Annotated in this window: 17 protein-coding genes, 2 tRNA genes and 2 riboswitches; of the genes, 7 read left to right on the top strand and 12 right to left on the bottom strand. The window is 67.5% G+C overall.

The annotated features are described in order from the left end of the window. Positions 1-87: 87 nt before the first annotated feature. The 3 genes from gcvP to gcvT form a co-directional block, all read right to left on the bottom strand. On the bottom strand, positions 88-3018 hold the full coding sequence (gene gcvP / locus FOZ74_RS00685; protein WP_146911201.1) for an aminomethyl-transferring glycine dehydrogenase: 2931 nt from the start codon (positions 3016-3018) through the stop codon (positions 88-90). 135 nt (positions 3019-3153) lie between these two features. Further along, on the bottom strand, positions 3154-3525 hold the full coding sequence (gene gcvH / locus FOZ74_RS00680; RefSeq protein ID WP_146911200.1) for a glycine cleavage system protein GcvH: 372 nt from the start codon (positions 3523-3525) through the stop codon (positions 3154-3156). A 41-nt stretch (positions 3526-3566) separates the two neighbouring features. Then, positions 3567-4694: a glycine cleavage system aminomethyltransferase GcvT gene (gcvT, locus tag FOZ74_RS00675; RefSeq protein ID WP_146911199.1), complete on the bottom strand. Its 1128-nt coding sequence runs from the start codon at positions 4692-4694 to the stop codon at positions 3567-3569. Between the two features lie 46 nt (positions 4695-4740). Continuing rightward, positions 4741-4854, bottom strand: a riboswitch (glycine riboswitch). A 12-nt stretch (positions 4855-4866) separates the two neighbouring features. After that, a riboswitch (glycine riboswitch) is annotated at positions 4867-4969 on the bottom strand. Positions 4970-5115: 146 nt separating this feature from the next. Here gcvT and FOZ74_RS00670 point away from each other — a divergent pair. The 3 genes from FOZ74_RS00670 to FOZ74_RS00660 are packed head-to-tail and all read left to right on the top strand — an operon-like array spanning position 5116 to position 8327. After that, the gene (locus FOZ74_RS00670; RefSeq protein WP_146911198.1) at positions 5116-6180 is read left to right on the top strand and encodes an MBL fold metallo-hydrolase; all 1065 of its coding nucleotides are present in this window, start codon (positions 5116-5118) and stop codon (positions 6178-6180) included. A 24-nt stretch (positions 6181-6204) separates the two neighbouring features. Beyond that, positions 6205-7386: an acyl-CoA dehydrogenase gene (locus tag FOZ74_RS00665; RefSeq protein ID WP_146911197.1), complete on the top strand. Its 1182-nt coding sequence runs from the start codon at positions 6205-6207 to the stop codon at positions 7384-7386. Further along, positions 7386-8327, top strand: coding sequence for a DMT family transporter (locus FOZ74_RS00660; RefSeq protein ID WP_146911196.1), 942 nt, complete (start codon positions 7386-7388; stop codon positions 8325-8327). Before FOZ74_RS00665 ends, FOZ74_RS00660 begins: the two co-directional genes overlap by 1 nt. 97 nt (positions 8328-8424) lie before the next feature. Here the strand turns inward: FOZ74_RS00660 and FOZ74_RS00655 are convergent, their stop codons facing one another. The 7 genes from FOZ74_RS00655 to FOZ74_RS00625 form a co-directional block, all read right to left on the bottom strand. Further along, on the bottom strand, positions 8425-9219 hold the full coding sequence (locus FOZ74_RS00655; protein WP_146911195.1) for an ABC transporter ATP-binding protein: 795 nt from the start codon (positions 9217-9219) through the stop codon (positions 8425-8427). Between the two features lie 17 nt (positions 9220-9236). Continuing rightward, a complete protein-coding gene (locus FOZ74_RS00650; protein WP_146911194.1) occupies positions 9237-10145 on the bottom strand; it encodes an ABC transporter permease in 909 nt (302 codons plus the stop codon). Positions 10146-10232: 87 nt separating this feature from the next. Then, positions 10233-11198 carry an ABC transporter substrate-binding protein gene (locus FOZ74_RS00645; protein WP_146911193.1) on the bottom strand — a complete coding sequence of 322 codons (966 nt, stop codon included), beginning with the start codon at positions 11196-11198 and terminating at the stop codon, positions 10233-10235. A 156-nt stretch (positions 11199-11354) separates the two neighbouring features. Beyond that, positions 11355-13049: an electron transfer flavoprotein-ubiquinone oxidoreductase gene (locus FOZ74_RS00640; RefSeq protein WP_146911192.1), complete on the bottom strand. Its 1695-nt coding sequence runs from the start codon at positions 13047-13049 to the stop codon at positions 11355-11357. A 159-nt stretch (positions 13050-13208) separates the two neighbouring features. Next, positions 13209-13284: transfer RNA gene (locus FOZ74_RS00635), tRNA-Asn, on the bottom strand. Positions 13285-13332: 48 nt separating this feature from the next. Next, positions 13333-13408: transfer RNA gene (locus FOZ74_RS00630), tRNA-Asn, on the bottom strand. 58 nt (positions 13409-13466) lie between these two features. Then, on the bottom strand, positions 13467-13886 hold the full coding sequence (locus FOZ74_RS00625; RefSeq protein WP_146914023.1) for a YbaN family protein: 420 nt from the start codon (positions 13884-13886) through the stop codon (positions 13467-13469). Between the two features lie 41 nt (positions 13887-13927). Between FOZ74_RS00625 and def the strand changes: the two genes are divergently transcribed. Further along, positions 13928-14464 (top strand): peptide deformylase, encoded by a 537-nt coding sequence (gene def, locus FOZ74_RS00620; protein ID WP_146911191.1) that lies wholly within the window; start codon positions 13928-13930, stop codon positions 14462-14464. Here the strand turns inward: def and FOZ74_RS00615 are convergent. Then, positions 14419-14787, bottom strand: coding sequence for a thioredoxin family protein (locus FOZ74_RS00615; protein WP_146911190.1), 369 nt, complete (start codon positions 14785-14787; stop codon positions 14419-14421). The two genes, def and FOZ74_RS00615, sit on opposite strands and share 46 nt — an antisense overlap. A 17-nt stretch (positions 14788-14804) precedes the next feature. Further along, positions 14805-15953: a GTP 3',8-cyclase MoaA gene (gene moaA, locus FOZ74_RS00610; RefSeq protein WP_146911189.1), complete on the bottom strand. Its 1149-nt coding sequence runs from the start codon at positions 15951-15953 to the stop codon at positions 14805-14807. A 204-nt stretch (positions 15954-16157) separates the two neighbouring features. On the opposite strand from moaA, the gene FOZ74_RS00605 reads away from it, so the two are divergent. From FOZ74_RS00605 to FOZ74_RS00595, 3 genes are all read left to right on the top strand, one after another. Then, complete coding sequence (locus FOZ74_RS00605; protein WP_146911188.1) at positions 16158-17048, top strand: DMT family transporter; 891 nt, start codon at positions 16158-16160, stop codon at positions 17046-17048. A gap of 67 nt (positions 17049-17115) precedes the next feature. Further along, positions 17116-18807 carry a type I restriction-modification system subunit M gene (locus tag FOZ74_RS00600; RefSeq protein WP_146911187.1) on the top strand — a complete coding sequence of 564 codons (1692 nt, stop codon included), beginning with the start codon at positions 17116-17118 and terminating at the stop codon, positions 18805-18807. Further along, positions 18804-20132 carry a restriction endonuclease subunit S gene (locus FOZ74_RS00595; protein WP_146911186.1) on the top strand — a complete coding sequence of 443 codons (1329 nt, stop codon included), beginning with the start codon at positions 18804-18806 and terminating at the stop codon, positions 20130-20132. The genes FOZ74_RS00600 and FOZ74_RS00595 overlap by 4 nt, the downstream gene beginning before the upstream one ends. Positions 20133-20134: the final 2 nt, after the last annotated feature.

Below are 20134 nucleotides of genomic sequence, written 5' to 3'. Positions count from 1 at the left end.
GGGGTGGCGCTTGACCCCCGCGCTTGCCGGCCTTGCCACGGCAAGCAGTGCGATGGTGGAAACGGCGGCGGGTGCCGCCGGTGGTGTTCAGGCGAGCTCTTGGATGGGCGGACAACTGCAGAACAGATTGCGGTCCCCATAGACGTTGTCCACACGGCCCACGGGTGCCCAGTACTTCAGCCGGCGCAGGCTGGCCACGGGGTAGGCGGCCAGTTCGCGCGGGTAGGGGTGCTTCCATTCATCCGCCAGCAGGGCTTCGGCGGTGTGCGGGGCGTTCTTGAGCGGGTTGTCGTCCTGCGGCCAAGTGCCGTTTTCAATCTGACGGATCTCCTGGCGGATGGCGATCATTGCGTCCACGAAGCGGTCCAGTTCGGCCAGGTCTTCGCTTTCGGTGGGCTCCACCATCAGCGTGTTGGCCACCGGGAAGGAGAGCGTGGGCGCGTGAAAGCCGTAGTCGATCAGGCGCTTGGCCACGTCCTCGGCCATCACGCCGCTGGTGTCCTTGAGCTGGCGCAGATCCAGGATGCATTCGTGCGCGACGTGGCCGTTGCCCGACGCGTAGAGCGTGGGGTAGTGGTCCGCCAGGCGCTTGCTGATGTAGTTGGCGCTGAGGATGGCCACCTCGGTCGCGGCGGTGAGACCGTCGGCGCCCATCATGCGGATGTACATCCAGCTGATGGGCAGCACGGCGGCGTTGCCCAGCGGCGCGGCCGACACCGCGCCGACGCGCGGGCCGGGCGCCATGCCATCGCCCGCAGCGGGTGCAGGCATGGAGCCGCTGGCTTGGGCCGTGGCGTGACCGGGCAGGAAGGGCACGAGGTCTTCGACGACGCAGACCGGACCCACGCCGGGGCCGCCGCCGCCATGCGGGATGCAGAAGGTCTTGTGCAGGTTCAGGTGGCTCACGTCGCCGCCGAACTCGCCCGGCGCGGCCACGCCGACCAAGGCGTTCATGTTGGCGCCGTCCAGGTACACGCGAGCGCCATGGCGGTGCACGATCTCGCACAGCTCCTTGACCTGGGTCTCGAACACGCCGTGCGTGCTGGGGTAGGTGATCATCACGCAGGCGAGGTCGGCAGCGTGCCTTTCGCACTGGGCCTTGAGGTCGGCCATGTCCACGTTGCCGTTGTCGTCGCACTGGACCACCACCACCTGCAGCCCCACCATCTGGGCGCTGGCGGGGTTGGTGCCGTGGGCGCTGCTCGGGATCAGGCAGACATTGCGGTTGGCCTGGCCGCGCGATGCATGCCAGGCCTTGATGGCCAGCAGGCCGGCGTATTCGCCCTGGCTGCCGGCGTTGGGCTGCAGGCTCACGCCGGCGTAGCCGGTCGCCTGGCACAGCCAGTCGCGCAGCAGCCGGTCCAGCTCGGCGTAGCCGGCGAGCTGGTCCGCCGGCGCGAAGGGGTGGATCTGGGCGAATTCCGGCCAGGTGATGGGGATCATCTCGCTGGTGGCGTTGAGCTTCATGGTGCAACTGCCCAGCGGGATCATGCTGCGGTCCAGCGCCAGGTCCTTGTCCGAGAGCTGGCGGATGTAGCGCAGCATCGCGGTTTCGCTGTGGTGCGTGTTGAACACCGGGTGCGTGAGGAAGGGGCTGGCGCGGCGCAGCTCGGCCGGGATCAGCGCGGGCGCCTGCTGCTCCAGCGTGGCGAAGTCCGGCAGCGCGCGGCCGTCGCCCGCGAAGATGCGCCACAGCAGCTGCACGTCGGCGCGGGTGCTGGTTTCATCAAGCGAGATGCACAGATAAACGTCCCAGGCTTTCCTGAGGTTTGCGCCCATCTGCACGGCGCGTGCAGCTATGGAGTCGGTAGCATCGTCGGTCTTCAGGCAGAGGGTGTCGAAGGCGCTGGCATGGTGGTGGTGGCTGAAGCCCAGTTGCGTGAGGCCCGCCTTGAGGATGGCCGTCAGGCGCGCGGTGCGCTCGGCGATGCGCGTCAGGCCCTCGGGGCCGTGGTAGACCGCGTACATGCTGGCGATGACCGCGGGCAGCACCTGCGCGGTGCAGATGTTGGAGGTCGCCTTCTCGCGGCGGATGTGCTGCTCGCGCGTCTGCAGCGCCAGGCGGTAGGCGGGCGCGCCGTGCACGTCCACGCTCACGCCCACCAGGCGCCCGGGCAGGCTGCGCTTGAAGCTGTCCTTGCAGGCCATGAAAGCCGCGTGCGGGCCACCCGCGCCCATGGGCATGCCAAAGCGCTGGGTGCTGCCGATGACGATGTCCGCGCCCATCTCGCCGGGCGACTTGAGCAGCGTGAGCGCGAGCAGGTCGGCCGCGACGATGGCGGCCGCGCCCTTGGCGTGGATCTTGGCGATCTCTTCGCTCCAGTCCTGCACCCAGCCGCTGCTGGCCGGGTACTGGATGAGCGCGGCGAAATAGTCGTCGCCCGCGATGGCCGCGTCCCACTCGGCGGCCGAATTGGCCAGCTTGAGCGTCAGGCCCATGGGCTCGGCGCGCGTGCGCATCACCTCGATGGTCTGCGGGTGGGCGTCGCCGAACAGCACCAGGGTGTCGCCTTTGGCCCGCACCGATCGGCGCGCCAGCGTCATCGCCTCGGCCGCGGCCGTGGCCTCGTCCAGCATGGAGGCGTTGGCGATGTCCATGCCGGTGAGGTCGGTGACCATGGTCTGGAAGTTGACCAGCGCCTCCATGCGCCCCTGGCTGATCTCGGCCTGGTAGGGCGTGTAGGCGGTGTACCAGGCGGGGTTTTCCAGCACGTTGCGCAGGATCACGCCGGGCGTGTGCGTGCCGTAGTAGCCCTGGCCGATGAAGCTCTTCATCACCCGGTTCTTGCCGGCGATGGTTTTGAGCTCGGCCAGCGCCTCGGCCTCGGTGCAGGCGGGCGGCAGCCGCATGCTGCTCGCGCGCGCGATGGAGCGCGGCACGATGGAGTCCACCAGCGCGCGCCGCGAGGCGACGCCCACGACCGAGAGCATGTGCGCCTCGTCGGCTGCGGTGATGCCGATGTGGCGGGCGTGGAACTCGCTGGCGTTTTCCAGCGCGGACAGGGGCAGGGCAGGCATGGGAAGATTGAGGTCAAAAGTGCTTGAAACCCGCGCAGACAAAGCGCGGGATACTCTGTTTTCAATAGCTCTCAGGGCGGCGCTTCAGGCCTGGGGACGGCGGCGGGCTCCCGCCTGCCGGCTCCCGTGCGCGCCTCACGCCTTGGTGAAGTCCTGGTAGGCGGCCTCGTCCAGCAGGCCGGCCAGCTCGTCGGCCTGGCTCAGCTTGACCTTGAAGAACCAGCCCGCGCCCGTGGGGTCGGTGTTGGCCAGCGAGGGGTTCTCGCGCAGCTGCTCGTTGACTTCCACGACTTCGCCCGACACCGGCATGTAGATGTCGGACGCGGCCTTGACCGATTCGACCACGCCGGCCACGTCGCCGGCCGCATAGGTCTTGCCCACTTCGGGCAGGTCGACGAAGACCACGTCGCCCAGCGCATCCTGCGCATGCGCGGTGATGCCGACGATGGCGGCCGCGGCGTTGGAGGAATCGACCCATTCATGGTCCTTGGAATACTTGATGCTCATGGGGTGCTCCGTTGCTAGAGGGTGAAAAAGGGCGATTGTGACTATCCGCGGTGGTAGCGCGGCGCGAGAAAGGGGGTGGCGGCCACTTCCATGGGCACGGGCTTGCCGCGCACCAGGGCGTCCACGCGCGTGCCGACGGCGGCAAACGCCGGCGGCAGGTAGCCCAGGGCGATGGGTTTGCCCAGTGACGGCGCCAGCAGCCCGCTGGTGATGGTGCCTATCGCGGCGCCGCCCGCTTCGTGCAGCGGCGTGTGCTCGCGCACCGGCACGCGCTCCAGCGCCACCAGGCCCACGCGCTTGCGCGTGAGGGTGGCGGGGTCGGCGATCTGCGCCAGTACCTTGTCCGCGCCCGGAAAGCCGCCGGCGCGCTCGCCGCCGCTGCGCCGCACCTTCTGGATGGCCCAGTTCAGGCCGGCTTCGGGCGGGGTGGTGGTGGCGTCGATGTCGTTGCCGTACAGGCACAGGCCGGCTTCCAGGCGCAGGGAATTGCGCGCACCCAGGCCCACCGGCTTGACCTCGGGCTGCGCCAGCAGGGCGCGGGCCAGGGCCTCGGCCCGGTCGCCGGGCACGGAGATTTCAAAGCCGTCTTCGCCGGTGTAGCCGCTGCGCGTGATGAACAGCGGCGTACCCTGCCAGTCGGTGTGGATGCCGTTCATGAACACGAGCTGCTCCACGGCCGGCACCAGGCGCGCCAGTGCGGCGGCGGCCTGCGGGCCCTGCAGCGCCAGCAGGCCCTGCTCGGGCAGGGTCTCGATGGTGCAGCGTGCGCCGATCTTCTCGCGCATGTGGGCGATGTCGCCCAGCTTGCAGGCGCCGTTGACGATCAGGAAGAAGACGTCGTCGGCCTCGCGCAAGAACATCAGGTCGTCGATGATGCCGCCCGCGTCGTTCAGCAGCAGGCCGTAGCGCTGCTTGCCCAGGCCCAGACCCGCCACGTCCACGGGCATCAGAGTTTCCAGCGCGGCGGCGGCGTCAGCGCCCTTGATCCTGAGCTGGCCCATGTGCGAGACGTCGAACAGTCCCGCGTGTTCGCGCGTATGCAGGTGTTCGGCCATCAGGCCGGCGGGGTATTGCACCGGCATTTGATAGCCGGCAAACGGCACCATGCGTGCACCCAGTTCCTGGTGCAGGCCGGCCAGCGGTGTGGTGAGCAGGGCAGTATCGGACAAGCGCGGACTCCTTGATGGAAACGGCACGCCACACCATGGGGTGTGGGCATGCCCGGCTGTCCGCTTTACCTGAGAGATTCACGCGGATGATGCCGCGCTTGCTCCTTCGGTGGAGGCGCGCGGTGGATCACCACGAGCCCCTCTCTCCAGCAGGGATGCGCCCCGCCAGGCGGGGCACTTGCCAGTCCTTTTGCCTGAGCGTTTGGGCACATGGCCTCGCGCCTTCGGCGGCGCCGCACCGTGCGGGTGGTGGCGCTCTCTCCTGACGGGGGGCGATTCTACGTGGCTTTTGGGCGCCGCCCGCGCCTGCGCGAACCAAGGCGACAGCGCCGGCCCCACCGTGTGGCGCGATTGCCGCAAAATGTCCGGTTTGGCCAGTGATGCGGCCCGGGCGCGCCGCGCCAGGCCGGGAGAGAGCACGATGAGCAAGCAAACCGCCGCCGCGGCCCAGCCCCAGGGCTTGAGCTACCCCTGTGGCGAAGCCCCGGGGCTGGGGGAGGTCAGCGAGGTGGCCGATGGCGTGTACTGGATACGCATGCCGCTGCCGTATTCGCTCAACCACATCAACCTGTGGGCGCTGCGCGACGGCGAGGGCTGGGCGCTGGTGGATACCGGCATCTGGTCCACGGTGACGCTGGACGCCTGGCGCGCGCTGTTTGCCGGCGCGCTCGGCGGCCCGGTCACGCGCGTGTTCATCACGCACATGCACCCGGACCACATCGGCATGGCCGGCTGGCTCACGCGCAAGTTCGGCTGCCGGCTGTGGATCAGCCGCCTGGAATACCTGAGCTGCCGCGCGCTGGTGGCCGACACCGGGCGCGAGGCGCCGGAGGACGCGATCGACTTCTACCGCCGCGCCGGCTGGGACGACGAGGCGATAGAGACCTACAAGACGCGCTTTGGCGGCTTCGGCAAGACCATCTACACCATGCCCGACAGCTTCCGGCGCCTCACCGATGGCGAGGAGATCGACATCGGCGGCTACCGCTGGCGCGTGGTCATGGGCCGCGGGCATTCGCCCGAACACGCCTGCCTGTACTGCCCCGAGCGCAAGCTGCTGGTCTCGGGCGACCAGGTGCTGGCGGGCATCTCGTCCAACGTCTCGGTCTACCCGACCGAGCCCGACGCCGACCCGCTGGGCGACTGGCTCGCGTCGCTGGAGAAGCTGCGGCGCGAGGTGGCCGACGACGTGCTGGTGCTGCCCGCGCACAATCGGCCCTTCCGCGGCCTGCACGAGCGCCTGGCGCAACTGGCGCGCAGCCACCAGGAGTCGCTCGCGCGGCTCAGGCAGGCGCTGGGCGAGCCGCGGCGCGTGGTGGACGTGTTCGGCGCGCTGTTTGCGCGGCCCGTGACCGCGGACCAGATACTCATGGGCCTGGCCACGGGTGAGGCGCTGGCCCACCTGAACTACCTGCTGGTGCGCGGCGAGGTGCAGGCGCGCCAGGGCGAGGACGGCTGCACCTGGTACCAGCGCCGCGCTGCCTGACAACCGCTATCTGGAGGATTGCACATGACCAAGAGCCGACGGCCTTTCGACTGGAATGACCCGTTCGCGCTGAGCGAGCAGCTCACGCCCGAAGAGCGCGCGGTGCAGGACGCCGCCGCCGCCTACTGCAAGGACAGCTTGCTGCCACGCGTGCAGCAGGCCTTTCGCCACGAACAGACCGATGCGGCCATCTTCCGCGAGATGGGCGAGCTGGGCCTGCTGGGCGCCACCATCCCCGAGCAGTACGGCGGCGCCGGCCTGGGCTATGTCAGCTACGGCCTGATTGCGCGCGAGGTGGAGCGCGTGGATTCGGGCTACCGCTCGATGATGAGCGTGCAGTCCTCGCTGGTGATGGTGCCGATCAATGCATTTGGCAGCGAGGCGACGAAGCAGAAATACTTGCCCAGACTGGCTGCCGGCGAGCTGATAGGTTGCTTTGGCCTGACCGAGCCCAACCATGGCTCGGACCCCGGCAGCATGGCCACGCGCGCCAGAAAGGTGAGTGGCGGCTACCAGCTCACGGGCTCCAAGATGTGGATCACCAACAGCCCGATCGCCGACGTGTTCGTCGTCTGGGCCAAGGACGACGAAGGCGCGATACGCGGCTTCGTGCTGGAAAAAGGCGCCAAGGGCCTCTCGGCCCCGGCGATCCACGGCAAGGTGGGCCTGCGCGCGAGCATCACCGGCGAGATCGTGATGGACGAGGTCTTCTGCCCCGAGGAAAACGCCTTCCCCGAGGTGCGCGGCCTGAAGGGCCCGTTCACCTGCCTGAACAGCGCGCGTTTCGGCATTGCCTGGGGGGCACTGGGCGCAGCCGAGGATTGCTACGCCCGCGCGCGCCAGTACGTGATCGACCGCCAGCAGTTCGGCAAGCCGCTGGCGGCCAACCAGCTCGTGCAGAAGAAGCTCGCCGACATGCTGACCGAGATCACCCTGGGCCTGCAGGCCTGCCTGCGCCTGGGACGCCTGAAGGAAGAGGGCGAGCCGGCGGTGGAGCTGACCTCCATCGTCAAGCGCAACTCCTGCGGCAAGGCGCTGGACATCGCACGCCAGGCGCGCGACATGATGGGCGGCAACGGCATCAGCGACGAGTTCGGCGTGGCGCGCCATCTGGTGAACCTGGAGGTGGTCAACACCTACGAGGGCACGCACGACATCCATGCGCTGATCCTGGGGCGGGCGATCACGGGGATTGCGGCCTTTTGATGGCGGCGCATACCGCCGCGCGCCAGCGCCTGGGCTTCTGGCTGGGCGTGTTCGGCATGGTGCTGTTTTCCGTCACCGTGCCGGCTACGCGCCTGGCCACGGGCTCGGATGCCGACCCGCAGCTCAGCCCCTGGTTCGTCACCGCCGGCAGAGCGGCGCTGGCGGGGCTGCTGTCGCTCGCCTTTCTGCTCTGGACGCGCTCGCCCTGGCCGGCGCGCCACCAATGGCGCCCGCTGCTGCTGGCGCTGCTGGGCAACGTGCTGCTGTGGCCGCTGCTGGCGGCGCTGGCGCTGCGCAGCGTCACGGCGGTGCATGCGGCGGTGATCGTCGCGGTCATTCCGCTGGCCACGGCGGTGTTTGCCGCCGTCGTGCTGCATGAGCGTGAGCGCCTGGGCTTCTGGCTCTGCGCGCTGCTGGGCGTGGCGCTGGTGGTGGTGTTTTCGCTGATCCGCGCGGGCGCGGAGGGCGGCTTCGGCTTTGCTGCGGCCGACCTGCTGCTGGCCGGCGCGGTACTGGCATCGTCATTTGGGTACGTCTATGGCGCCCAGGTCACGCCAGAACTCGGCGCCGAGCGGGTGATCTGCTGGATGTGCGCGCTGGCGCTGCCCGCCTCGCTGCCGCTGGCGCTGTGGCTCTGGCCCGAGGGGCCGGCGCTCGCTGCGGTGCGTTGGCCGGCCTGGGCCGGCCTGGTCTACGTGGGGGCGGTGTCGATGTGGTCGGGCTTTTTCGCGTGGTTTCGCGGGCTGCAGTGGGGCGGCACGATGCGCGTGAGCCAGGTGCTGCTGCTGCAGCCGTTTCTGGCCATGGTGTTTGCCGTGCCCCTGCTGGGCGAGCACATCGACGCGCTGTCGCTGGGCTTTGCGCTGGCCGTCGTCGCCACCGTCTTCGTGGGGCGCAGGTTTTCCGGCGCGGCGCGGCCGGTCAGGGCCGAAGCTCCATAAAAAAAGGAGCTGCTTGCGCAGGTGCGGCAAGGGTTTCGGGATCTTTACAACCTGAAACCCTTTCCTGGTGCGCGCAGGCAGCTCCTGTTTTTGCGTATCAGCCCAGCAGCAGCGCGTCGTCCGCCAGCTCTTCGCCGCGCACCTTGGCGAACATCCTGAGCAGGTCGGGCACGTCCAGGCGCGAGCGCTCTTCGCCCGCGACGTCCAACACCACCTGGCCCTGGTGCAGCATGACGGTGCGATCGCCCACGTCCAGCGCCTGGCGCATGGAGTGCGTGACCATCATGGTGGTCAGCTTGTTCTCGCTGACGATGCGCTGCGTGAGCTTGAGCACGAAGTCCGCGGTGCGCGGATCGAGCGCCGCGGTGTGCTCGTCCAGCAGCAGGATGCGCGAGGGCTGCAGCGAGGCCATGAGCAGGCTCACGGCCTGGCGCTGTCCGCCCGAGAGCAGGCCGATGCGGTCGGTCAGGCGGTTTTCCAGCCCCAGGCCGAGGATGGCCAGGCGTTCGCGGAACATCTCGCGCTCGGACTTCTTCACCGCCGAATGCAGCCCGCGCTTGGTGCCGCGCTGCTGGGCCAGGGCCATGTTCTCCTCGATGCTCAGGTCTTCGCAGGTGCCGGCCATGGGGTCCTGGAAGACGCGGGCCACGCGCTGCGCGCGCGTCCACACCGGCTCGTTGGTCACCTCCAGGCCGTCGATCATGATGCTGCCCGAATCCACCGCCAGGCCGCCCGAGATGGCGTTCAGGAAGGTGGATTTGCCCGCGCCGTTGGAGCCGATCACGGCGACGAACTGGCCCGCCGGAATTTCCAGCGACATGCCGCGCAGCGCCTTGGTCTCGATCGGTGTGCCGGGGTTGAAGGTGATGAAGAGTTCTTTTGCGCTCAGCATGTCGGTATCCGTCCTCTTCACAGGCTCTTGGGCGCTTCGGGCAGCCGCTTGTGCTGCAGCATGCGCTTGAGGTTGGGCACCACGAGCGCCAGCGTCACCAGCACCGCGGTGACCAGGTTCAGGTCCTGCGCCTTCAGGCCGATGAAGTCGCTGTTGAGCGCGGCGGCGATGAAGAAGCGGTAGACGATGGCCCCGATGATGGCCGCCAGCGTCGCATACACCAGCCGGCGCGAAGGCAGGATGGCCTCGCCCACGATCACCGCGGCCAGGCCGATGACGATGGTGCCTATGCCCATGGAGATGTCGGCGCCGCCCTGGGTCTGGGCAAACAGCGCACCAGCCAGGCCCACCAGCGCGTTGGAGATGGCCATGCCCAGCAGCACCATGGCGCCGGTGTTGATGCCCTGGGCGCGCGCCATGCGTGCGTTGGAGCCGGTGGCGCGGATCGCCAGGCCGCGCTCGGTGGAGAAGAACCAGTCGGCGGCGAACTTGGCGATGATGATGATCACCAGCAGGATCATCGGGCGCGACCAGTAGTCCTCCAGCCCCTCGGGCTGCAGCAGCGTGAACATGGTCGGGTCGTTGATCAGCGGAATGTTGGGCCCGCCCATGATGCGCAGGTTGACCGAGAACAGCGCGATCATCATCAGGATGGAGGCGAGCAGGTCCATGATGCGCAGGCGCACGTTGAGCCAGCCGGTGATGTAGCCGGCCACGGCGCCCGCCAGCGTGGCACCTATCGTGGCCACGTAGGGGCTGTAGCCCGCCTGGATCATCACCGCGCAGACCGCGCCGCCCAGCGGGAAGCTGCCGTCCACCGTCAGGTCGGGAAAGCGCAGCAGCCGAAACGAGATATAGACACCCAGCGCGACCAGGGCAAAGATCAGCCCGATCTCGATGGCGCCGAGAAAGGAAAACAGGGACATGGGGGACTCACAGACGAAAACGGGCAGAAGCCATGGGGTGCACGGTTTCTGCCCGAGGGGGGTGGCGCAGCAGCTGCGCCCTCACACTTACTTGACGATGGTCGTCGCCGACTTGATGAACTCGTCCGAGAGCTTCACGCCCTGCTTTTCGGCGGCGCCGGGGTTCACGAACAGCTCGAGCTTGGTGCTGACCTCGGGCTTGATGTCGCCGGGCTTTTCGCCCTTGAGGATGCGCGCCACCATGCGGCCGGTCTGCTCGCCCAGGTCGCGGTAGTTCACGCCCAGCGAGGCGATGGCGCCGCGCTTGACGCTGTCGGAGTCGGCGGCGATCAGCGGGATCTTGGCTTCCTGCGCCACCTTCACCAGCGACTCGTAGGCCGACACCACGTTGTTGTCGGTGCTGTTGTAGATCGCGTCCACCTTGCCCACCAGGCTGCGCCCGGCGCTGCCCACGTCCACCGAGCGCGGGGCCGAGGCTTCGACCAGCGTCATGCCCATCTTGGGCAGCAGCTCCTTGAGCTCCTTGACGACGACCACCGAGTTGGCTTCGCCCGGGTTGTAGACGATGCCCAGGCGCTTGGCGTCGGGCACCACCTTCTTGATCAGCTCGACCTGCTTGTCCATGGCCAGCAGGTCGGACACGCCCGTCACGTTGGTGCCCGAAGCGTCCCAGCTCGGGACCAGCTTGGCGGCCACCGGGTCGGTCACGGCGGAGAACACCACCGGCACGTTCTTGGTCGCGGCCACCACGGCCTGGGCCGACGGCGTGGCGATGGCGATGATCACGTCGGGCTTGTCACCGATGAACTTGCGCGCGATCTGCGCGGCGGTGCCGGTGTTGCCCTGGGCGCTCTGGTACTGCCACTTCAGGTTCTTGCCTTCTTCAAAGCCGGCGGCCTTGAGCGCATCCTTGGCGCCGTCGCGCACCGCATCCAGTGCGGGGTGCTCGACGATGGCGGTCACGGCAACCGACTTTTCCTGTGCGCTGGCTGGGGCAATGGCGGCGAACGCCAAGGTAAGTGCACCCAGGGTCATCCAGGGCAATTGCTTCATGAAGATCTCCTTGTTGGGGAATTTGCTGGTGGTCACGCGGCCCGGCAGGGTGTGCCCGCCGGGACGCCGTGGGCGCGAGTGTACGTCAGTGACACCATGAAAAACGCCCCTGTCAGGGGCGTGTAAGGGAATACCCTTGTTTGATTTTCGTCAAATCTACATCGACGCATAGTTGGGTCCGCCGCCGCCTTCGGGCGCGACCCAGACGATGTTCTGCGTCGGGTCCTTGATGTCGCAGGTCTTGCAGTGCACGCAGTTCTGCGCATTGATCTGCAGGCGCTGGCCGCCCTTGCCGTCGTCGACGAACTCGTACACCCCGGCGGGGCAGTAGCGCGCCTCGGGCCCGGCGTAGGTGGCCAGGTTGATGTCCACCGGCACCGAGGCGTCCCTGAGCGTCAGGTGCGAGGGCTGGTTCTCCTCGTGGTTGGTGTTGCTCACGAAGACGCTGGAGAGGCGGTCGAAGGTCAGCTTGCCGTCGGGCTTGGGGTAGTCGATGGGCGTGCATTCGCTGGCCGGCTTGAGGTAGGCGTAGTCCGGCTTCTTGCGGTGCAGCGTCCAGGGGAAGTGCCCGCGCAGCACGTACTGCTCGAAGCCGTTCATCAGCGTGCCCACCGACAGGCCCCAGCGGAACCAGTTCTTGAAGTTGCGGTCCTTTTGCAGCTCGGGGTAGAGCCAGCTGTTCTCGAAACCCAGGGTGTAGTTCTTCAGTTCGTCGTGCTGGCGTCCGGCGGTGACCGCGGCAAAGGCCGCGTCGGCCGCGAGCATGCCGGTCTTGATCGCCGAATGGCTGCCCTTGATGCGGCTGACGTTCAGGAAGCCGGCGTTGCAGCCGATCAGCGCGCCGCCCGGGAAGACGAATTTGGGCAGGGCATTGATGCCGCTGGCGTTGATCGCGCGCGCGCCGTAGGACAGGCGCTTGCCCGTCACCTCGCCCTTGGCGTTTTCCAGATACCAGCGCACGTTGGGGTGGGTCTTCCAGCGCTGGAATTCCTCGAACGGACTCAGATAGGGGTTGCTGTAGTTCAGCCCGGTGACGAAGCCCAGCGCCACGCGGTTGCCGTCCAGGTGGTAGATGAAGCCGCCGCCGTAGGTGCTCGGGTCCATGGGCCAGCCGGCGGTGTGCACCACCAGGCCGGGCTGGTGGCGCTCGGGGTCGATCTCCCAGAGCTCCTTGACGCCCAGGCCCCAGGACTGCGGGTCGCGCCCTTCGTCAAGCTTGTAGCGCGCGATCAGCTGCTTGCCCAGGTGCCCGCGCGCACCCTCGGCAAACACGGTGTACTTGCCCAGCAGCTCCATGCCGAGCTGGAAGTGGTCGGTCGGCTTGCCGTCCTTGCCCAGGCCCATGTTGCCCGTGGCCACGCCCCTGACCGCGCCGTCCTCGGTGTACAGCACCTCGGCCGCGGCAAAGCCCGGGAAGATCTCCACGCCCAGCGCCTCGGCCTGCGCCGCGAGCCAGCGGGTGACGTCGCCCAGGCTGACGATGTAGTTGCCGTGGTTGTTGGCAAACGGCGGCAGGAACAGGTTGGGGATGCGAAACGAGCCGCCTTGCCCGCCCAGGAAGACGTAGGCGTCCTCGGTCACCGGCTGGTTCAGTGGTGCGCCCTTGGCCTTCCAGTCGGGAATCAGCTCGGTGAGCGCGCGCGGATCGACGATCGCGCCCGAGAGGATGTGCGCGCCCGGCTCCGAGCCCTTTTCCAGCACCACCACCGACACCTCCTTGCTGTGCGCCGCCGCCTGCTGCTTGAGGCGGATGGCCGTCGCCAGCCCCCCGGGGCCGGCGCCGACGATCACCACGTCGTATTCCATCGACTCGCGCGGTCCGTAGGTGCTCAGGAGTTCTTCGTTGGTCATGGTGGGTCTGTCCTCAGGGTGCGGTGCGGCAATACCCGATGGTATTGAACCTTGCATTGTATGTGCGCGACGGACAAAAAAGCACGATCGTTCTATTTTGTCCGGACCCTGCAAGCCGGCCGGGCCCGGGCGGCGGCTTTGCAGGGGAAGGCGGGGTGGTGGCTCCTCGACCTGGGCTCGAACCAGGGACCTGCGGATTAACAGTCCGTCGCTCTACCGACTGAGCTATCGAGGAATATGCGCTGCGGGCAGGCGCGCTGCGGGGGCGGCTGCGGAAATTCGGTGGCTCCTCGACCTGGGCTCGAACCAGGGACCTGCGGATTAACAGTCCGTCGCTCTACCGACTGAGCTATCGAGGAACAAGAGCGAGATTCTAGCGTGAAAACCGCGGGTTTCCGGTGCCCGGGGTGGCGCAGTTCATGCTTGGGGCTCAGGCCGATACCACAGCCAGACCAGCACGCAGGCCATGTTGATCCAGGCGAACCAGCGCGCCCAGTTCGGCGCGTTGACCATGGCCAGGATCAGCGCAGTGCTGCCCATGACCAGGGTGGCGCTCCACTTGGCGCGCCGGCTCACGCGCCCGCCGTCGGCCCAGTTGCGCAGCATGGGGCCAAACAGGCGGTGGCGCCACAGCCAGGCATGCAGGCGCGGCGAGCTGCGCGCCGCGGCCCAGGCGGCGATCAGGATGAAGACGGTGGTGGGCAGCCCCGGCAGGAAGATGCCGACGATGCCGGTGGCCAGGCTCAGCAGCGCCAGCGCCAGCAGCAGCCAGCGCACCGGCGCGGGAGGAGGGGGCGGCAGGTCGGGCAGCGCAGGCGGCTGTGGCGGGCTTTCCATCACGCCCACGATTGTGCCCACGATGTATGCTGCGCTGCACTATGACCATACACACCATCCTGAAAATGGGCGACCCGCGCCTCTTGCGCGTGGCCCAGCCGGTGCGCGAGTTCGACACCGATGCGCTGCACACCCTGGTGCGCGACCTGATCGAGACCATGCAGGCGGCCAATGGCGCGGGGCTGGCGGCGCCGCAGATCGGGGTCGATCTGCAACTCGTGGTCTTCGGCAGCGGCCAGCCCAATCCGCGCTATCCGGACCAGCCGCCCTTTGCGCGCACGGTGCTGCTGAACCCGGTGATCACGCCGCTGGGCGAGGAGGAGACGCTGGATTGGGAGGGCTGCCTGTCCGTGCCCGGCCTGCGCGGCAAGGTGCCGCGCTTCACGCGCATCCGCTACAGCGGCTTCGACCCTTTTGGCGAGCCCATCGAGCGCGAGGCCGAGGGCTTTCACGCCCGCGTGGTGCAGCACGAATGCGACCACCTGATCGGCAAGCTCTACCCGATGCGCATGCGCGACCTGACGCAGCTGGGCTATATCGAGGTCTTGTTCCCGGGGCTTGCGCCCGAGGACGACTGAGGCGCGAGCGCCGCAAGCGCCTCGCCGATCGCGCTCTGGCTCTGCGGGCGCACCAGGCGCGCGACTTCCGCGCCGTCCTTCAGGAAGATCAGCGTCGGCCAGAGCTTGACGCCGTAGCTGCGTCCGAGCTTGCGCCCCGGGCCGTCTTCCACCTTCAGATGCTGCACCTCGGGATGGGCGCCGAGCGCCGCCTCGATCAGCGGCTGGGCGCGCGCGCAGTGGCCGCACCAGGGCGTGCCGAACTCCAGCAGCGCGGCGCCCGCCAGCTGGTCCACGGCTTCGCGCGTGGGGGCCTGGGCAAGGTGGGTGGGGTTGTAGCTCATGCGAGTGTCTGCGGGTATCAACCGCCGATGTAGCTCATCTCTATGCGCCGCGGGCCATCGCCGTCGCCCTCCTGGTGCGGCAGGCTGGCGCGCAGTTCGGAATAGCGGTCGTTGCGCCCATGCCAGATGTCGGCGATGGCTTGCGAGAGCTGCGCATCCGTCGCGCCGCCGCGCACCAGGGCGCGCAGGTCCCAGCCCTGGGTGGCGAACAGGCAGGTGAAGAGCTGGCCTTCGGTGGAAAGCCGTATGCGGTTGCAGGTGCCGCAAAACGCCTTGGTCACGCTGCTGATGAAGCCGACCTCGCCCAGCGCCGGGTCGAACTGGCCGTCCGCACCCGCATAGCCCCAGCGCTCGGCGGTCTCGCCCGCAGCCGAAGGCTGCAGCGGCACCAGCGGAAACTCGGCCTGCAGGCGCGCCAGCACCTCCCGAGAGGGCAGCACCTGCTGCATGCGCCAGTGGTTGGTGCTGCCCACGTCCATGAATTCGATGAAGCGCAGCGTGATGCCGCTGCCGCGAAAGTGCCGCGCCATCGGCACGATCTCCTGGTCGTTGGTGCCGCGCTTGACCACCATGTTGACCTTGATGCGCTCGAAGCCCGCCGCCTGTGCCGCGTCGATGGCCGCGAGCACGCCCGCCACCGGAAAGCCCACGTCGTTCATCGCCTGGAACACCGCTTCGTCCAGGCTGTCCAGGCTCACCGTCACGCGCGACAGGCCGGCGGCCTTCAGGCCGCGCGCCTTTTTGGCCAGCAGCGAGCCATTGGTGGTCAGCGTGATCTCGGGCGGCTGGCCCTCGGTGGTGCGCAGCCCGGCCAGCATGGCCACCAGGTCTTCAATGCCCTTGCGCACCAGGGGCTCGCCCCCGGTCAGGCGGATCTTGTGCACGCCATGCGCCAGGAACAGGCGCGCCAGCCGGGTGATCTCCTCGAAGGTGAGCAGGCTTGCCTGCGGCAGGAAGGCGTAGTCGCCGCCGAAGATCTCCTTGGGCATGCAGTAGGTGCAGCGGAAGTTGCAGCGGTCGGTGACGCTGATGCGCAGGTCGCGCAGCGGCCGCCCACGCAGGTCGCGCAGTTCGCCGGTGGCCGCTTCGAGTGCGCCTTCGTGCGCCGGCGGCAAGCGGCCGATGCGGCGGGAATCAACGATGGATGCGCGCTTGCCTGTGCTCATGCGGACATTGTGCCGCCTGCGCCGCGCCGCTGCAGTGCGCGCTGCGCTGCGCCCGTCGCCAGCCTGATGCGGGCCTGTCCCGGGCGGGGCGGCGGGCGCCTGAACGGTGTTCTAATGGCGCCATCCGCTCCGCATGGCAGCCTTCTTTTTAATAGCTGCCAGCGCTTGCCAGGCAAGCGTTTGAGCCCGTTTTAATTCAAACCCATGAGCCCATCCCGGCGTGCACAGCTGGCCGTCGCGCTGATCTTCGTCGTGCCCCTGCTGTGGGGCTTCAACTTCCTGATTGCCCGCAGTGCCCCCGGGGTGATAGCGCCCAACACGCTGGCCGCGGAACGCTGGCTGCTGGCGGGCCTGGCCTTTGGCGCCGTGGCCTGGCGCGAGCTGTGGCAGCACCGGCGCGCGGTGCTGGCCGACTGGCGCCACATGCTGGTGCTGGGCGCGCTGGGCATGTGGATCTGCGGCGCCTGGGTGTATCTGGCCGGGCAGAGCACCAACGCCACCAACATGGCGCTGATCTATGCGATCTCGCCGGTGATGATCGCGCTGATCTCGCGCCTGTGGCTCAAGGAATCCTTCACCGCCCTGCAGGCCTGCGGCGTGGCGCTGGCGCTGGCGGGCGTGGTGCACGTGGTGCTGCGCGGGCGCTGGGGCGCGCTGACGCAGCTGCAATGGGCGGCGGGCGACCTGTGGATGGTGGGCGCGATGCTGGCCTGGGCCTTCTTCACCATCTTGCTCAAGCGCTGGCGCTCGCCGCTGTCGGACATGGGGCGCCTGGCGGTGATGAGCGCCTGGGGCGTGCTGGTCATGCTGCCCATGGTGGCCTGGGAGGCCGCCACCGCAGCGCTGCCGACGCTCTCCTGGCAGGGCCTGGGCCTGGTGCTGGCCGCCGCCGCGCTGCCGGGCTTTGGCGCCTACCTGTGCTACGCCTTCATGGTGCGCGAGCTGGGCGCGGCCCGCGCCGGCGCCGTGCTCTACCTGAACCCGCCCTACGCGGCGGTGATGGCCTGGGCCATCCTGGGCGAGCCCGTCCACCTCTATCACGTGGTGGGGCTGCTGTTGATCCTGCCGGGGATCTGGCTGGTCAACCGGCGGTAGCAGACCCCCTTCGGGATGGTCGAAGCGACTTTGGTAACCTGCGCGGCGGTCCAGACCAGCAAGCACGATGAACCCCACCCAGCCCCACGATTCCGACCTGGCCTACGCCGACACCCTGTGGAAAGCCGCCGACACCCTGCGCGGCCAGATCGACGCCGCCGAATACAAGCACGTCGTGCTCGGCCTCTTGTTCCTGAAATACATCTCCGACTCGTTCGCTGCGCGCCGCGATGAATTGAAGGCGGAACTCGAAGCCGATGGCATCAAAGGCGCGCAGCTCGAAGCCCTGCTGGAAAGCCGCGACGAATACACCGCCGAGCGTGTCTTCTGGGTGCCGCCCGAGGCGCGCTGGCAAAACCTGCAAAACCAGGCCACGCGCGCCGACATCGCCACGCTGATCGACGACGCCATCCTGGCGGTGGAGCGCGACAACCCCAAGCTCAAGGGCAAGCTGCCGCGCGACTACGCCCGCCGCGGCATTGCGCCCGAGAAGATGAAGGGGCTGATCGACCTGATCGCTGGCATCGGCTTCAAGGGCAGCGCCAGCCGCGCGCGCGACACCCTGGGCCGTGTGTATGAATACTTCCTCGGCAAATTTGCCCAGGCCGAAGGCAAGCTCGGCGGCGAATTTTTCACCCCGCGCTGCATCGTGCGCCTGTTGGTGGAAATGCTCGAACCCTACAACGGGCGCGTGTATGACCCATGCTGCGGCTCGGCGGGCATGTTCGTGCAGTCCGAGCGTTTCGTCGAAGCACACGGCGGACAAGCCACCGATATTCACGTCTTCGGGCAAGAGTCCAACCCCACCACCTGGCGCCTGGCGCACATGAACCTGGCCATCCAAGGTATCGAGGCCAACCTTGGCGCGCAGCCGGCCGATTCCTTCCTGCGCGACCTGCACCCTGATCTGAAGGCCGATTACATCCTGGCCAATCCGCCGTTCAACATTTCCGACTGGTCGGCCAAATTGTTGGAAAACGACGTGCGTTGGAAGTTTGGCACCCCGCCCGCTGGCAACGCCAACTACGCCTGGATTCAGCACTTCATCCACCACTTGGCCCCGCCCAACGGCCACGGCGGCGGCGTGGCCGGCTTCGTTATGGCCAACGGCTCGCTGTCGTCGGGCAGCGGCGGCGAAGGCGAGATACGCCGCAAGATCGTCGAAGCCGATCTGGTCGATTGCATCGTGGCCCTGCCGGCGCAGCTTTTCCTGACCACCGGCATCCCCGCCTGCCTGTGGTTTCTCACCCGCGACAAGACCGGCCGCAACTTGAAGCACGGCGGCCGCAACCGCCAGGGCGAAACCTTATTTCTGGACGCGCGCAAGCTCGGCACCCTGCAGACCCGGACGCTGCGCGTGCTCACCGGCGGCGACGATGGCCAAACCCGGCTGCCCGATGGCCTGGGCGATCCGAACATGGACACCGACATTGGCCGCATCGTCTACGCCTACCGCCAGTGGCGCGGCGAGCCCGCGCCCGACTGGTGGAATGAGAGCGAGCACGGCGGCTGGTACTACGAAGACGAGCCGGGCTTCTGCAAGGCCACCACCATCGAAGGTATCGCCAAACAGGGCTTCGTCCTGACGCCGGGGCGCTACGTCGGCGCGGAGGCGCAGGAAGACGACGGGGAGCCGTTCGAGGAGAAATATCCGCGGCTATTGGCGGAGTTGGAGCGGTGCTTTGTTGAAGACCAACGGTTGACCGGCGAAATACGCCAGCAACTGGCCATGCTTAGCAGCGACGGAGTTGCTACGTGATCGGTGTGCACGCAAGCGAAAACTGGGTTCCCTGCACTACACGTAATCTGATCGCGGACGGAAAATTGGCTATTGGCGATGGCTACCGTGCGAAGAACTCCGAACTGTCCGGCGAAGGCCTTCCATTTGCACGCGCTGGAAACATCAATAGCGGTTTCCACTTTGTGGATGCCGATCGGTTTCCTGTGAAGGAAATCGCAAAAGTTGGAGACAAGGTTAGCCAGCCGGGTGACGTAGTGTTCACTTCTAAAGGTACTGTTGGTCGCCTTGCACTCGTCCGCTTGACTACGCCGCGGTTCGTCTACTCGCCACAACTCTGCTACTGGCGAAGTCTTAATCAGGAGGCTATCGATTCCCGGTGGCTCTATTTTTGGATGCACGGGAGCGAGTTCGGGTACCAAGTTGCTGGCCTGAAAGGCCAGACCGATATGGCGGACTATGTGAGTTTGTCGGATCAGCGAAACATGGAAATCTCGCTTCCGCCGATCGCCGAGCAACGCGCCATCGCCAGCGTCCTCGGCGCGCTGGACGACAAGATCGAGCAGAACCGGCGCACGGCGCTGGCGCTGGAAAAGCTGGCGCAGGCCATCTTCCGCGCCTGGTTCGTGGACTTCGAGCCGGTCAAGGCCAAGGCCGCAGGCGCCACCCGCTTTCCCTCCATGCCGCAGCCCGTCTTCGACGCGCTGCCCACCTGCTTCGTCGATTCCGACATCGGCCCTGTACCGGAAGGGTGGGAGGTAAAAGCGCTTGCGAACGCTGCGACCTTTCTCAACGGCTTGGCACTGCAAAAGTACCCGCCGCGCGGCGATGACGACGACCTGCCCGTCATCAAGATTGCGCAGCTTCGCAAGGGTTCCACCGATGGCGCCGATTTGGCCAATGGTGACGTGCCCGAGCAGTACGTGATTGGCGACGGTGACCTGTTGTTTTCGTGGTCAGGCACGCTGGAAGCGGCATTCTGGTTTGGCGGTAAGGGCGCGTTGAATCAACACCTGTTCAAGGTGGCCTCCGACGAACACCCGAGTTGGCTTTGCCTGCTTTGGGTTCAACAACATTTGCCGTGGTTCCGCACCATCGCGGCAGGCAAGGCCACCACGATGGGACACATCAAGCGCGGTCACCTCATGGAAGCGCAAGTGGTCACCGCGATGCCCAAGGTGTTGCAGGCGGCCGACGCCATCATTGGCCCTGTCTACGACTTGTACGCGCAGACCATGCTGGAATCCCGCAAGCTCGCCCAAATGCGCGACTATCTGCTCCCCAAACTGCTGAGCGGCCAAATCCGTGTCCGCGACGCCGAGCGCAAAGCCGCCACGGTGCCGTAGCC

It is taken from the genome of Comamonas flocculans (genome assembly GCF_007954405.1).
Lineage (GTDB): Bacteria > Pseudomonadota > Gammaproteobacteria > Burkholderiales > Burkholderiaceae_C > Comamonas_C > Comamonas_C flocculans.
Note: the sequence above shows the minus strand (reverse complement) of the source record. Positions and strands in the feature narration are given on the sequence as shown.